This is a genomic window from Agrobacterium sp. NPDC090283, assembly GCF_044769685.1.
Classification (GTDB): Bacteria; Pseudomonadota; Alphaproteobacteria; order Rhizobiales; family Rhizobiaceae; genus Agrobacterium.
In genome coordinates this window covers 1-14,927 of sequence record NZ_JBIVYG010000014.1, presented here as the reverse complement: position 1 = coordinate 14,927, position 14,927 = coordinate 1, and the positions used below count along the sequence as shown (strand labels likewise).

Here is a 14,927-nt window from a genome sequence, read left to right as displayed (position 1 = left end):
ATCCCGTCGGCGAGAAGGAGGAGTGCATCGACTGCCAATCGCGCGAAAAATGAGGCACGTATCTTATTCTTCGAGTTTGTTTGCTTCATTCGGGTGAGAGTTTATGTCACTCTGTGAAGAAATCCTATCTGTTCCTGAGGTGAACTCGATGAAGCGCCCCACGATTGCGGATGTTGCCGAAGCGGCTGGCGTCAGCGTTGCAACAGTCGATCGCGTTCTGAACGCGCGCTTGCCCGTGCGCGAGGAGACTTCGAAACGCGTATTTTCCGCTGCAGAAAAGGTCGGGTTTCACGCCGCGAACATTATTCGCCAGAGAATGATGGCGGATTTGCCCTCGTACAATCTTGGCTTTATCCTTCGCAAGGAGCGGCACTCCTTCTATCAGGCGTTCGCCGAAGAGCTGGGGGCGGCGGCGCGTGCAGTCAAGGATCGACGTCTCCAGATCCATATGCATTTTGCACAATCAGGCGAGCCGTCCGAAATTTCGGAACTCCTGCTCGCCATGAGAGGCAAGGTGCAGGCCATTGGCGCGATCGCACCAGACCACCATGACATTACGTCAGCCGTAAGCGCGCTGAGATCCAAGGGTATTCCGACCTTCTCTCTCCTTTCCGACTTCGCGCAGGGCGTACGCGAGGCATATCTGGGGACGAACAACATCAAGGTAGGCCGCACTGCCGCATGGATGCTGTCTAGGTTATCGCGTTCTCCTGGTAAAATGCTTCTGCTTCTGGGCGGCCACCGTTTTCATGGGCATTCGCTGCGCGAGACCGGGTTTCGCAGCTACATGCGGGAGTATGCGCCGGAATATGAAGTGCTCGACGCGCTGATCAACCTCGAAACGCGCCGTTTGACCTATGAGCTCCTGATGGACGTGATTTCTCGCCATGGTGACCTTGTCGGGGTTTACTGCATCGGAGGGGGAATGGAAGGCGCGATCGAAGCTCTCCAGGAAACGGACAAGGGCGACAGGATTGGTTGCCTCGTCAACGAGCTCACGCCCGAATCCAGACAGGCTCTGCTCGAACGGCGAATATGCGGTATCTTTCAGACCCCGTTACGGGAGCTATGTGCCGATCTTATGGCAACCATGGTTCATACGATCGAACATGGCATGGCGGAAACACCCGGACAACGCTTCCTCCCAGCACAGCTTTGGGTGCCTGAGAGTCTGTGATGGTTTGATAGAGTCCATCATCCATTGACGTTCTGTTTCTATCAGCGTTGATAGCTGGCAGTCCTCCAGATGCGTTGACGGAGAGCCTCCGTTGCGGAAATGTCCTCCCGATTGGTGGCGACAGGAGGCACCCACCAACTTAACGCAAATCCCGCCCAATCCGTGTCGAAGATCATGATCTCCGACAACGAAATTTTGTTGCCTAGTGAATGTCCAGGGCCGTTGAAGCCCGTGCAGGCATACGTTTCATAACCTGTGGAGGAGAATGGGAATGAAGAAAAAGCACCTGATTATCGCAGCAATGGCCAGTATGTTGGCAACGACGGCATCAGCCGAGACGATCGGCGTCTCGATGGCGCTCTTTGACGACAATTTCCTCACCGTTCTTCGGAACGGCATGACCGACTACGCCAAGACGCAAAAAGACGTAATCCTGCAAATCGAGGACGCGCAGAACGACGTCGGCAAGCAGCTGAGCCAAGTTCAGAACTTCGTTGCTTCTGGTGTTGATGCGATCATCGTCAACCCCGTCGATACGGATGCAACTGTTGCACTGTCGCAAGCCGCTAACGCAGCCGGCATTCCCCTGATCTACGTCAATCGCATGCCGGTCAACGTGGATCAGCTTCCCGGAAAGCAGGCCTTCGTCGCGTCTGACGAAAAAGAGTCCGGGACTCTCGAAACCAAGGAAGTGTGCCGTCTCCTGAAGGAGGCGGGAAAGAAGGAAGCCAAGGCCGTTGTGATGATGGGAGAGCTTTCCAACCAGGCTGCCCGCATGCGGACGCAAGACATCAAGGACGTGATTGCAACGCCTGAATGCAGCTTTATCAAGATTGTCGAGGAGCAGACCGCCAACTGGTCGCGCACTCAGGGTGCCGACCTGATGACCAACTGGCTCTCCGCCGGCGTCCAGTTCGACGCGGTCATCGCCAACAATGACGAAATGGCGATCGGCGCCATCCAGTCGTTGAAGGCCGCCGGAAAAGACATGAAGAGCGTGATCGTTTCGGGCGTGGATGCCACGCAGGACGCGCTTGCTTCCATGGCTGCCGGCGATCTTGATGTGACGGTCTTCCAGAATGCTGCAGGGCAGGGCAATGGCGCTGTGGATGCTGCCCTTAAAATCGTGCGCGGCGAGAAAATCGAGAAGAAGGTCTACGTGCCCTTCGAACTCGTGACGCCGGCAAACCTCAAGGACTACCAGGCCAAAAACTAACCAGCTCGCAACCGGGAAAGAGACGGGTGTGCCGTCTCTTTCTACCTAAGAGCGAAGGAGGATAAGCCATGGTCAGCCCTACGACTGCCGCGGCAATCAAACGCGTGCTAGAGGCAACGGAAGCCGATGGCTTGCTTGCCATCGACGGAATCCGAAAGGAATTTCCGGGCGTTCTGGCGCTCGACAACGTCCAGCTCCGCGTCCGGCCTGGAACTGTTCATGCCCTTATGGGCGAAAACGGGGCTGGCAAATCGACCCTGATGAAGATCATCGCCGGGATTTATCAGCCCGATGCCGGTGAGATACGTCTTCGAGGCACCCCGACGGTGCTGAAGTCGCCGCTCGACGCGCTGGAGCAGGGGATCGCGATGATCCACCAGGAGCTCCAGTTGATGAACTGGATGACCGTGGCGGAGAACATCTGGATCAGGCGAGAGCCCAAGAACCGGTTTGGCTTCATCGATCATTCCAGGATGGTGACGATGACGGAGGAGCTTTTCGCTCGGCTGAACATCGTGCTTGACCCGCGAGCTCAAGTGTCGGAACTGACGGTCGCGCAAAAGCAGATGGTCGAGATCGCTCGTGCGGTGAGCTACGAATCCTCTGTTCTCATCATGGATGAGCCGACATCGGCGCTGACTGACCGCGAGGTTGAACACCTTTTTTCTATCATTCGCGATTTGCGGAAACGCGGAATTGGCATCGTATACATCACTCACAAGATGAACGAGCTCTTCGAGATTGCCGATGAGTTTACGGTTTTCCGTGACGGAAAATATGTGGGAACTCATTCTTCAAAGGACGTCACGCGCGACGACATCATCCGGATGATGGTTGGCCGTGAAATCACTGACATGTTTCCAAAGGTCGACTGCCCGATTGGGGAGGTTGTGCTCGAAGTCAGAAATCTCACTATCCCCGGCGTTTTCCACGACATTACCTTCTCCCTCCGGAGGGGTGAAATTCTCGGGCTGGCCGGTCTTGTTGGCTCCAAACGCTCAAATGTGGCAGAAGCTCTGTTCGGCGTAGCGCCGGCAACCTCAGGTGAAATCCTGGTCCACGGCAAGCCGGTGACGATCAACAGTCCCAGCGCGGCAATGTCCCACGGATTGGCCTTCCTGACGGAGGATCGAAAGGAAACTGGCTGCTTCCTGATCCTGAACTGCTTGGAAAACATCCAATCGGCACTCATTACGCGCTCCCATGTGCGAGCTGGCCTCGTCGATCAGCCAACGGTGACGAAGCTCGCCGAGGAAATGGCAGCGAAGCTTCGGGTGAAGACTCCAAACTTGCATGAAATCGTCGAGAATCTCTCTGGCGGTAACCAGCAGAAGCTGCTCATTGCGCGCTGGTTGCTGACAAAGCCGCGTATCCTGATCCTCGACGAGCCGACACGGGGCATCGATGTCGGCGCCAAAGCGGAGATTCATCGCTTGATAACGGCTCTCGCAGCCGAGGGCGTTGCTGTGCTGATGATCTCCTCAGAACTGCCTGAGGTGCTGGGGATGAGTGACCGCATCGTTGTCATGCATGAGGGGCGTGTCTCCGGAGTGCTTGATCGCTCTGACGCCACGCAAGTCAAAATAATGGACCTTGCTGCGCGCTAGCGCGAACAAGGGGAGGAGACCCACAATGAACACCACAACACAGTCCATCGCGCAGGCCGCACGGCCGCGACGCCGTCTGCCATCGGAGCTTACGATTCTCCTCGTTCTCGTCCTAATCGCGCTGACATTCGAGATACTTGGCTGGGTCCTGCAGGGACAGAGCTTTCTCGCTAACACGCAACGTCTTGCAATCATGATCCTGCAGGTATCGGTGATCGGGATCATCGCTATTGGCGTTACCCAGGTCATTATTTCGGATGGCATTGACCTCAGTTCCGGTTCGATCGTCGGTGCGACCGCGATGATCTCAATGAGTCTGGCGCAGGCGAGCTCCTTCCCCAGGGCACTCTACCCCGGTCTGACAGATTTTCCAGTCGCAATACCGGTCGTTGCGGGACTGTTTGTCGGTGTCGTCTGCGGAGCGATCAATGGGTTGCTGATCGCCTACAGCAGAATTCCTCCGTTCATCGCAACGCTTGGCATGATGGTAACCGCCCGAGGGTTTGCGAAATGGTACACCAAGGGCCAACCCATCAGCTTTCCGACTGACAGCTTTGCAGCGATCGGCAAAGGCCTCGCTCCGATACTCATTTTCCTCGCGGTGGCGGCGATCATGCATGTCATCCTGCGCTACACGCGTTACGGCAAATTCACATATGCAATTGGCGCGAACCGGCAGGCTGCACGTATTTCAGGGATCAACGTCGAACGACACACTGTGAAGGTCTATATGGTCGCCGGTCTTTTATCGGCATTGGCAGGGATCGTGGTGGCCTCCCGAGGACTGACCGCCCAGGCCGGAATGGGAACAAGTTATGAACTGGACGCAATCGCGATGGCCGTTATCGGGGGAGTATCGCTTTCGGGCGGACGCGGATCGATACCAGGCACAATGATCGGCATGGTCATCTTCGGCGTGATCATCTCCGGTTTCACCTTCTTGCGTCTCGATGCGTATTACCAGGAAATGCTCAAGGGGGTGATCATCGTTGCAGCCGTTGTTGCCGATGTCTACCGCCAGCGCAAGCGCTTGAAGAAGAGCTGATAGTTCGGCAGGCGCTAGCCTGCCCGCCACCCGCCTCTTTGAGGGCGGTTCGAGCAGTATTCCCGATAAAATGGCCGGCTACACGAGGTAGCCGCCGCGGGGCGCGGTCGTTTCCTCTCGCGGCCGCGCTCCAACTATAGCCCTTGGGCAGCAAGATAAGAGATAAAAAGGAGGCCTATATGAAGATCGCCATCGACCCGTTTATGCATCGACATCTCAGCCTGGAACAACTGCCCAACAAGGTGAAGGAGCTCGGCTACGACTGGATCGAACTCAGCCCGCGTGCCGATTTCCTCGAATGGTTCAAGGCGCCGCGCGTGTTTCCCGAGCGCATCAGGTCCTTTAAAAAGGCGCTGAAAGACGCCGATGTCGGCATCGCCTCGCTGCTGCCTATGTATCGCTGGGCCTCCAATGACGAGACCGAACGGCAGGCGGCGGTGAAACACTGGAAACGCGCCATCGAGATCGCCATCGAACTGGAGGTCGACACGATGAACTCCGAATTCGGCCGCGGACCGCATCCCGACAAGGGGTCGTGTTATTGCTGCCACACCGGCTCGATGATCGAAGCCTGCGAGGACGCCTGGTGGCGCTCGATGGAAGAACTGGTGCCGATCTTCGAGCGCGAAAACATCAACCTGCATGTCGAGCCGCATCCGGAAGACTGGTGCGAAACGCTGCAGCCGGCGCTGGACATCATCCGCACCGTCAATTCGAAGAACGTCAAATTCCTCTATTGCGCGCCGCACACCTTCTATTTCGGTGACGACACGAAAACGATGCTGCGCGAGGCCAAGGATGTGCTCGCCCATGTGCATGTGGGCGATACCTTCAACCACAAGGCCAGCTCCGGGCTTCGCTACATCCTCAATCCACCCGGTACGCAGGCGCGGGTGCACCAGCACCTGAATATCGGCCAGGGCGAAGTGCCATGGGACGACTTCTTCGGCACGCTTTCCGAAATCGGCTTCGACGGCATCATGACCTCCTGCGTTTTCGCCTGGGAAGATAAGGCAGACGAGTCAGGGCGCTTCATGTGCTCCGAAATCAACAGATACATCAACAAATATCAGAAGTGAGGCTCTCCCAATGACTTTGAGAATTGGTGTCATCGGCACCGGCGCAATCGGCCGCGAGCATGCGCGTCGCATCAACCAGGTCCTCGGCGGCGCGAAGATCGTGGCGCTAAGCGACGTGAACAAGGCGTCAGCCGAAGCCGTGAAGAAGGATATCGCGCCGGATGCGAGCATCTACGACACAGGGGAAGCGCTGATCGCCGCCTCCGACGTCGATGCCGTGCTCGTCACCTCTTGGGGCGCGACCCATGAACAATACGTCCTGGCAGCAATCGCCGCCGGTAAGCCATGCTTCTGCGAGAAGCCTCTTGCCACAACCGCCGAAGGCGCTAAGCGGATCGTCGATGCCGAGGTCAAGCATGGCAAACGTCTCGTGCAGGTCGGCTTCATGCGCCGCTACGACAGCGGTTACGTCGCCCTGAAGCAAGCCGTCGACACCAGGATCGGCGCACCGATCATCGTTCATGCCGCCCATCGCAACCCGGCTGTTCCGGAGCAGTATGTGACGCCGATGGCAATCCATGACACCCTAATCCACGAGATCGACGTATTCCGCTGGCTACTCAACGACGACTATGTCTCGGCACGCGTCCTCTTCCCGCGCTCGGCCGCCCGCAGCCACGCCAAGCTCAAGGATCCGCAGATCGTGATCCTGGAAACGGCCAAAGGCACGATCATCAATGTCGAGATCTTCGTGAATTGCCACTATGGGTACGACATCCAGTGCGAAGTCGTCGGCGAAGATGGTATCGCCAAGCTGCCGGAACCCCTGGCAATCCAGACGCGCCTCGACGCCAAGCTTCAGAACGACATCCTGACGGATTGGAAGGATCGCTTCATCGCGAGTTACGACGTCGAGCTGCAGGACTTCATCCACGCTGCCGCCAAACGTACCGCATCCGGGCCGACCTCCTGGGACGGTTATGTGGCCGCCATCACGTCCGACGCCTGCGTCACCGCCCAGGAGAAGGAAGGACAGTCCGTCGCGATCGACCTGCCGACCCGTCCGGCGCTCTATAACTGAGGTTTTTCATGCGTTTTGCGATCAACCACATCACCGCACCGAAACTCACCCTCGAGGCATTCTTCGCTGCCGCCAAAGGTCTCGGGCTGACCGAGGTCGAAATCCGCAATGATCTGCCGGATGTCGTCAACACCGTCAATCCCGCAGCGGTCAAGGCCGCAGCGGCAAAGGCCGGCGTGACGATCATCTCGATCAACGCGCTCTATCCCTTCAACGTCTGGTCCGGCGACCTGTCGAGGCGGGCCGTCGCTTTGGCCGACTACGCCGCCGCAAGCGGTGCAGAGGCACTTGTCATGTGCCCGCTCAACGATGGCACGAAGGTCGCCTTTGACGATCTGGTCGCTGCGCTGAAAGCGATGAAGCCGATCCTCGAAGAACGCGGCCTGACCGGTCTCGTCGAGCCGCTCGGCTTTCCGATTTCGTCGCTGCGCTCAAAAAAAGAAGCGCTGGAGGCCATCGAGGCTGCCGGTGGCGAAGGGGTTTACAAGCTCGTGCATGACACCTTCCACCACCACCTCGCGGGCGAAACGGAGTTCTTCCCAGAAAGGACCGGCCTCGTGCATATCTCGGGCGTGGTCGATCCGGCCGTTGCGGTATCCGAAATGCTTGATGCACACCGAGTTCTCGTGGATGGCGCCGACCGCTTGGAAAACATTGCCCAGATCAAGGCCCTCAACTCCGCTGGTTACCGAGGCCCTTACAGCTTCGAGCCTTTTGCCGCGGAAGTGCACGAATTGAATGACCCGGTTGCTGCCGTCAAGGAGAGCATCGGTCACATCAACCGGGCAATTTGACCCAGTCGCTCGCGGGTGACCGCGAGCGATCTTCTGACGCGCGTGTCTCCTGGGATGCTGGAGGAGTGAAATGGCAAAAACTTTGGATGTGATAACGGTCGGCCGCTCTTCGGTGGATCTCTATGGCGCGCAAATCGGCGGCCGGCTGGAGGACATGGGGTCGTTCCAGAAATATATTGGCGGCTCGCCCACCAACATGGCAGCAGGAACGGCGCGACTTGGCCTCAAAAGCGGTCTGATCACGCGCGTCGGCGATGAGCATATGGGACGGTTCATTCGCGAGGAGTTGCAGAAGGAAGGCGTCGATGTGCGCGGGGTCAAGACCGATCCCGAGCGACTGACTGCGCTCGTCCTCCTCGGCATCCGCGATGAAGAACGTTTCCCGCTGATTTTTTATCGTGAGAACTGTGCCGACATGGCGCTGTGCGAAGAGGATATCGACGAGAGCTTCATTTCCGAGAGCCGCGCCCTTGTCGTGACCGGCACACATCTCAGCCACCCGAAGACTGAAAGTGCAGTCCTCAAGGCCATCGATCTTGCCCGCAAGCATGGCGCACGCATCGGCCTCGATATCGACTATCGCCCCAATTTGTGGGGGTTGGCGGGCCACGGCGAAGGAGAAAACCGCTTCATCGAAAGCGATCGCGTGACAGCGAAGTTACAGAGCCACTTGCATCTGTTCGACCTGATCGTCGGCACGGAAGAGGAATTCTATATTGCGGGCGGCTCGACCGATACGATCGCGGCACTGCGCGCGGTACGCAAGGTCTCTTCGGCGACCCTTGTTTGCAAGCGCGGCGCAGCTGGCGCGGTCGCCTTTACGGGCGCAATCCCCGATAGCCTTGAGGATGGCGAGCGGGGACCGGGTTTCCCGATCGAAGTCTTCAACGTTCTTGGCGCGGGAGACGGCTTCATGTCTGGCCTGATCAAGGGCTGGCTGGAAGACGTGTCCTGGCCAAGAGCACTGGAATACGCCAATGCCTGCGGTGCCTTCGCTGTCAGCCGCCATGGCTGCACGCCGGCCTATCCCTCGCTCGAGGAGCTGGAGTTCTTCCTCAAGCGTGGCGTGAAGGAAAAGGCGCTTCGTAAGGATGCTGAGCTGGAGCAGATCCATTGGGCGACCAACCGCCACAATGACTGGTCAACGATGCGCGTCTTTGCCTTCGACCATCGCATTCAGCTGGAAGCGATGGATGGAGCGACGCCGGAAAAGATCGGAGAGTTCAAACAGCTTTGTCTCAAGGCGGCGCTCAATGTTCAGAACGGAGAGGCGGGGTATGGAATTCTCTGCGACAACAGGCTTGGGCGTCAGGCGCTGCATGCAGCCTCCGGCACCGGGCTCTGGATCGGGCGACCGGTCGAGTGGCCAGGTTCGCGTCCTCTGACGCTGGAGCCCGAACTCGGGCCTGACTATGGGGCTCTAAGCGAATGGGCTCTGGAGAACGTCGTCAAGGTGTTGTGCTTCTGCCATCCGGGCGACACCGCCGAGATGCGGGCTGAGCAGGAAGCAACGATCAGCCGCCTGTTTTCAGCTGCACGCCGCAATCGACTAGAATTCCTTCTTGAGATCATTCCGTCCAAGGTTGGACCGGTCGATGACGACACCGCCGCAACCCTCATCCGGCACTTCTACGAGATCGGGGTTTATCCGGACTGGTGGAAGCTTGAGCCGATGGTCAGAGCGACCGCCTGGGAGAAGACCTGCGCGGCGATCAACGACAATGACCCGAACACGCGCGGCATTGTCGTTCTTGGACTTGATGCGCCGGAAGCGGAGCTCGAGGCGAGCTTCAAGGTCGCCGCACGCTATCCACTGGTCAAGGGCTTCGCCGTAGGCCGGACCATCTTCGGCGACGTCGCGCGTCAGTGGTTGAAGGGCAAGACAACAGACGCGGCAGCCGTTGCCGAGATGGCGCGGAGATATAGCCGGCTTTGCGAAATCTGGGATGGCGCGCGTACAGCCGCCGAGGAGAATTAATATGACGACGATCCGTTTGACTGCAGCACAGGCGATGTTCCGCTGGCTGTCGATGCAGATGAACGAAGATGGCGAGCGCTTCATCGACGGCGTCTGGGCGATCTTCGGGCATGGCAACGTCGCCGGCATCGGCGAGGCTCTGCATGGTATCCAGGAAAAACTTCCCACCTGGCGCGGCCAGAACGAGCAGACAATGGCACATGCAGCCATCGCCTATGCCAAAACCAAGCGTCGCCGTAGAGCTATGGCAATCACCTCTTCGATCGGGCCGGGAGCAACCAACATGGTGACGGCGGCAGCTCTTGCCCACGTCAACCGCCTCCCCGTGCTATTCATTCCCGGTGACGTTTTTGCCAATCGCCGGCCTGATCCGGTGCTACAGCAGATTGAGGATTTTGATGATGGGACGATGAGCGTCACTGATTGCTTCAGGCCTGTCAGCCGCTACTTCGACCGCATCACTCGGCCGGAACACCTGCTATCGGCCCTGCCGCGCGCCATGCAAGTGATGACCGATCCTGCCAATTGCGGACCTGTTACGCTCGCCTTCTGCCAGGACGTGCAGGCGGAAGCCTATGACTGGCCGGAAAGCTTCTTCGAGCAAAAGACCTGGCGCATCCGGCGACCGGAGCCCGACCCGCGTGAAGTCGCCGACGTCGTCGCCGCGCTCAACACGGCTCGCAATCCCGTAATCGTAGCGGGTGGCGGCGTGCTTTACTCTGGAGCCGAGAGTGATCTTCTTAAGTTCGCCAGAACGCATAACATTCCTATCGTCGAAACCCAGGCCGGCAAGGGCGCAATCGACTGGAACGACCAATTGAACTTCGGATCGCCGGGAGTCACCGGGACCGATTGCGGCAACAAGATTGCGGCTAATGCCGATCTCATCCTCGGTGTCGGCACCCGCTTTCAGGATTTCACCACCGGCAGTTGGACCGTTTTCTCCAACCCGGCGCGTAAGCTCGTCTCGATCAATCTTGCCGGTTATGACGCTGCCAAGCACGGTGCCACACCGCTCGTCTCAGACGCAAAGGTTGCGCTGTCCCGTCTGTCGGAGGGTCTCGGTCGCTACAGATTTGCCGATCCGGATTTTGCCGCGCGCGATGCCTGGTTCAAGTTGTCTGACGAGGCGCTCGCCGCTCCGGCTCAGCAGGGGGCCAACTTCCTGCCATCAGACGCCCACGTTATTGGAGCCGTGCTGCGTCAGGCCGGCGCAAACACGGTCGCTATATGTGCTGCCGGCACGATGCCCGGCGCGCTGCAGGTGCTGTGGCGAGCCTCAGCCGATGGCTATCACATGGAATACGGCTATTCATGCATGGGATATGAGGTTGCTGGCGCCTTCGGCATCAAGCTGGCGGACAGGACGAAGGACGTCGTCTGCTTCGTCGGCGATGGTTCATACATGATGGCCAACTCCGAACTTGCCACTGCGGTCATGATGCGGGTGCCCTTCACCATTGTTCTGACGGACAATCGCGGCTACGGCTGCATCAATCGTCTCCAGCAGGAATGCGGCGGTGCCGAATTCAACAATATGTACAAGGACAGCAATATAGAGGTGCAGCCGGAGATCGACTTCGTGGCGCATGCCGCCTCGATGGGCGCCCACGCGGTCAAGGCCATCGATATCGTCCAGCTCGAAGCCGAACTCGTCGCAGCGCGCAGCCGCGACATTCCCACAGTGATCGTTATCGACACGGAAGCCGAAACTGGTGCCGGCATCGGCGGCGCGTGGTGGGATGTCGTCGTGCCGGAGGTGGGTGACACCGAAAAGCTCAAGAAAGCGCGTGCGCATTACGAGGCGCACGTGGCTCGCCAACGCATCAACTGACCCAAACGAATGCCGAGAAGGACCGGATCATGATACTTTATGGAACAAACCCCATCGCGTGGTCCAATGACGACGACCAAACGATCGGCGCGCATCTGACGCTGGAAGATTGCCTTTCCGATTGCCGCAGGATCGGCTTCGACGGCATCGAAAAGGGGCACAAGATGCCGAACGAAGGCAAGGCGCTGAAGGCCAGGCTCGGCGAATTCGGGCTGCGTTTCGTCGGTGGCTGGCATTCCACAAACCTTCTGGTGAACGACATCGCCGCTGAAAAGATAGCTCTGCAGAAGTTCATCGATATGACCAAGGCCGCTGGTGGCGACCACATCAATGCATGTGAATGCTCGAACACGGTCCACGGCAGCGATGGAACACCAGTGAACGACCGCCCGATCATGACTGAAGAGCAGTGGGCGCGTTTTTCCCAAGGCTACGAGGCGTTGTCCAAACATGCGCACGATCAGGGCGTAAAGATGGGATATCATCATCATATGGGAACGATCATCGAAAGTGCAGCGGACATTGACCGCTTCATGACGATGGCAGGTCCCTATACCCGCCTTCTGCTTGACACAGGCCACTGCACCTTCGGCGGCGCGGATCCGGAGGAGGTGGCGAAGAAATACATGGATCGCGTCACGCATATCCATGCCAAGAATATCCGTCCCGAGATCATGAAACGGGTCCGCTCCCAAAATCTTTCTTTCCTCGATGGCGTGCGTCTGGGCGTATTCACCGTGCCGGGCGATCCGGAAGGCTGCGTCGATTTCGCCCCCGTATTGAAGGTCGCTGCCGAGCATAACTATTCCGGCTGGCTGGTTATCGAGGCCGAGCAGGACAGCGCGGTGCGCGAGCCCTTCCATTACCAGAACATGGGTCTGAGGGCGCTGAAATCGATGGCGCGTGAAGTCGGGCTAGACAAGGCGCATGACAAGGAGGCGGCGCAATGAGCATTCTCCTGCGCCGTCCCTTCGGCGACCACGGCAAGGTCCATGAGATTACTCCGCAATCGGCCGGCTGGCGCTATGTGGGTTTTAGCCTTTACCGGTTGCGGGAAGGCGAAACCGTGGGCGAGGCGACCGGCGGCATGGAAGCTATTCTGGTCATGGTGGAGGGCAAGGCGCGCTTCACCGCGGCCGGCAAGGACTGGGGCGAACTCGGCGAGCGCATGAACGTGTTCGAGAAGACGCCGCCCCACTGCCTCTATGTGCCGAACGGCGAACAGTGGGAAGCTCGAGCGACGACCGATTGCACGATCGGCGTCTGCCTCGCGCCCGGCAGGGGCGGCCACAAGGCGCGGCGCATCGGCCCGGAAGGTATCAGCCTGACGCCGCGTGGCGTGGGCGCGAATCAGCGTTTCATCAATAATATCGCGATGGAAGGCGAGGATTATTGCGACAGCCTGCTGGTCACGGAGGTCTTCACCCCGGCAGGCAACTGGTCCTCCTATCCGAGCCATCGCCACGACGAGGATGATTTTCCGCGCGTTACCTATCTGGAGGAGACCTACTACCATCGCCTCAATCCCGAGCAGGGTTTCGGTGTGCAGCGCGTGTATACGGAAGACGGTTCTCTCAACGAGACCATGGCGGTGAAAAACCACGACGTCGTGCTCGTGCCTCGCGGCCATCACCCTTGCGGGGCGCCCTATGGGTTCGAGCTTTATTATCTAAACGTCATGGCGGGGCCTGTGCGAAAGTGGCGGTTCATTCCGGACCCGGCTGTACAGTGGATTATGGAGCGCGATGCTCGATAACCTCGAGTTGTAGTCTCAGTGATTTTGGCAGAAAGGAGTTCGTTTGCCTCTGCTCAAGTTTCATATGCAAAAAGGGCGTTCCCATGCGGAAATCGAGCTTTTGCTCGATGTGGCGCACAAAGCCATGCTCTCCGCTTTCAATGTGCCCGTACGTGATCGCTATCAACTGGTTTTCGAACACGAACCCACCCATCTTCGGGCCCTGGATACAGGGCTCGGTTTTGAGCGATCGCAAAAATTTGTCCTTGTCGAGGTCGTCTCGCGTCCCAGGCAGAGGGCTGAAAAACTGGCTTTCTATCAAGGCCTTGCCATGGAACTTGAGAAATGCTGCGGGGTCCCCTCATCCGACGTAATGGTCTCGTTTGTCGAAAACAGTGACGAAGACTGGTCGTTTGGCGAGGGAACAGCCCAATTCGTGACCGGACAGTTGTGAAAGCGATGCCGGGCGCGGATCCCGAGCTCGCGGCGATCCGTGCGTGAGCTTTTGGGAGATGTGTGAATGGGCATAGAGAACGCTGACACGCCAGGAGATTTTCAGGCCTTGCAGGCCGAAATCAATGCCAGACACGGGATGTTCCCAAAGCGCCTTGCCCAGGTAGCACGCCATCTGCTGGACAATCCCGATGAAGTCGCTTTCGGTTCCGTGGCCTCCATTGCATCCGCCGCGCAGGTTACCCCCTCGACGCTGATACGCTTTGCCCAATTCCTTGGTTATGACGGCTTCAGCGCATTGCAGGAAATCTTCCGCGAGGTTGTCCGCGCCAAGATTTCCGACGGCGGAGGACGCCGGTCGTCAGAGCGCGCGGATATCGCAGGAGAAGCGCGGGCCTTCTACGAGACCATCGAAGCCTGTCACCGCTCGTTGGAAGCTTTGTCTAGGTCGATACCCGTGACGGACATAAAGACCGCAGCGGACATACTTTCATGCGCGAAGTGTGTGTTCATCATCGCCCGGCACGGCACTTTCCCAATGGCGACTCTACTTCAGCACATGCTGACCCGATTGAAGATCCGTTCCACCTTGCTGACGGATATCGCGGGCGGAGAAGACCTGCTTGCATTCGCGACGCCGGAAGACGTGGCTGTCGTGATCAGTTCCTCGCCCTATTCCGAGGAGACCACCGCGCAGGCTACAGATCTCACGAAGCGAGGGGTTCCCGTCATCGCCTTGACAGATTCCAACTTCTCACCGCTCTCGGAACTTGCGGCAGTGCACTTCAGGGTTATCGAATCCGGACATGACGGACTGTGCTGCTGCCCTTAGCCGGAATTGCCCTGAGCGAGGCTTTGGCGATCTGTGCGCGGCAGACAAGGGAGAGCATGAATGTTGATTTTCGCTGAGAACTGATGGAGTGGATGCCCCCTCCCGACGGCATCGCAATGTGCCAGAGTGATGTTCGCCAGAACGTCACTCAGAGGA

13 protein-coding genes are annotated in these 14,927 nt (G+C 58.5%); all 13 read left to right on the top strand.

Annotation, left to right across the window (positions count from 1 at the left end; genetic code table 11):
- Positions 1-148 precede the first annotated feature (148 nt).
- The 13 genes from ACIQUH_RS19025 to ACIQUH_RS18965 all read left to right on the top strand — a co-directional run bounded on the left by ACIQUH_RS19025 (position 149) and on the right by ACIQUH_RS18965 (position 14,771).
- Positions 149-1,177, top strand: coding sequence for a LacI family DNA-binding transcriptional regulator (locus ACIQUH_RS19025; protein ID WP_400817813.1), 1,029 nt, complete (start codon positions 149-151; stop codon positions 1,175-1,177).
- A 271-nt stretch (positions 1,178-1,448) separates the two neighbouring features.
- Positions 1,449-2,393, top strand: coding sequence for a sugar ABC transporter substrate-binding protein (locus tag ACIQUH_RS19020; protein ID WP_400818044.1), 945 nt, complete (start codon positions 1,449-1,451; stop codon positions 2,391-2,393).
- A gap of 68 nt (positions 2,394-2,461) precedes the next feature.
- Positions 2,462-4,000, top strand: a complete 1,539-nt coding sequence (locus ACIQUH_RS19015) for a sugar ABC transporter ATP-binding protein (RefSeq protein WP_400817811.1) — start codon at positions 2,462-2,464, stop codon at positions 3,998-4,000.
- A gap of 25 nt (positions 4,001-4,025) precedes the next feature.
- Positions 4,026-5,045: an ABC transporter permease gene (locus ACIQUH_RS19010; RefSeq protein WP_400817809.1), complete on the top strand. Its 1,020-nt coding sequence runs from the start codon at positions 4,026-4,028 to the stop codon at positions 5,043-5,045.
- 179 nt (positions 5,046-5,224) lie between these two features.
- Positions 5,225-6,124 carry a sugar phosphate isomerase/epimerase family protein gene (locus ACIQUH_RS19005; protein WP_400817807.1) on the top strand — a complete coding sequence of 300 codons (900 nt, stop codon included), beginning with the start codon at positions 5,225-5,227 and terminating at the stop codon, positions 6,122-6,124.
- 10 nt (positions 6,125-6,134) lie between these two features.
- Entirely contained in the window at positions 6,135-7,145 is a 1,011-nt protein-coding gene (locus tag ACIQUH_RS19000) for a Gfo/Idh/MocA family protein (RefSeq protein ID WP_400817805.1), read from the top strand.
- A gap of 8 nt (positions 7,146-7,153) precedes the next feature.
- Complete coding sequence (locus ACIQUH_RS18995) at positions 7,154-7,939, top strand: TIM barrel protein (protein ID WP_400817803.1); 786 nt, start codon at positions 7,154-7,156, stop codon at positions 7,937-7,939.
- A gap of 70 nt (positions 7,940-8,009) precedes the next feature.
- Entirely contained in the window at positions 8,010-9,917 is a 1,908-nt protein-coding gene (gene iolC / locus ACIQUH_RS18990; protein WP_400817801.1) for a 5-dehydro-2-deoxygluconokinase, read from the top strand.
- A complete protein-coding gene (iolD, locus tag ACIQUH_RS18985) occupies positions 9,886-11,751 on the top strand; it encodes a 3D-(3,5/4)-trihydroxycyclohexane-1,2-dione acylhydrolase (decyclizing) (RefSeq protein ID WP_400817799.1) in 1,866 nt (621 codons plus the stop codon). Before iolC ends, iolD begins: the two co-directional genes overlap by 32 nt.
- Before the next feature lie 29 nt (positions 11,752-11,780).
- Positions 11,781-12,701 carry a myo-inosose-2 dehydratase gene (gene iolE / locus ACIQUH_RS18980; protein ID WP_400817797.1) on the top strand — a complete coding sequence of 307 codons (921 nt, stop codon included), beginning with the start codon at positions 11,781-11,783 and terminating at the stop codon, positions 12,699-12,701.
- Positions 12,698-13,507, top strand: coding sequence for a 5-deoxy-glucuronate isomerase (gene iolB, locus ACIQUH_RS18975; RefSeq protein ID WP_400817795.1), 810 nt, complete (start codon positions 12,698-12,700; stop codon positions 13,505-13,507). Before iolE ends, iolB begins: the two co-directional genes overlap by 4 nt.
- 43 nt (positions 13,508-13,550) lie before the next feature.
- Positions 13,551-13,940, top strand: a complete 390-nt coding sequence (locus ACIQUH_RS18970; RefSeq protein WP_400817793.1) for a tautomerase family protein — start codon at positions 13,551-13,553, stop codon at positions 13,938-13,940.
- A 108-nt stretch (positions 13,941-14,048) separates the two neighbouring features.
- Positions 14,049-14,771, top strand: coding sequence for a MurR/RpiR family transcriptional regulator (locus ACIQUH_RS18965; protein ID WP_400817791.1), 723 nt, complete (start codon positions 14,049-14,051; stop codon positions 14,769-14,771).
- The last annotated feature ends 156 nt before the right edge of the window (positions 14,772-14,927 follow it).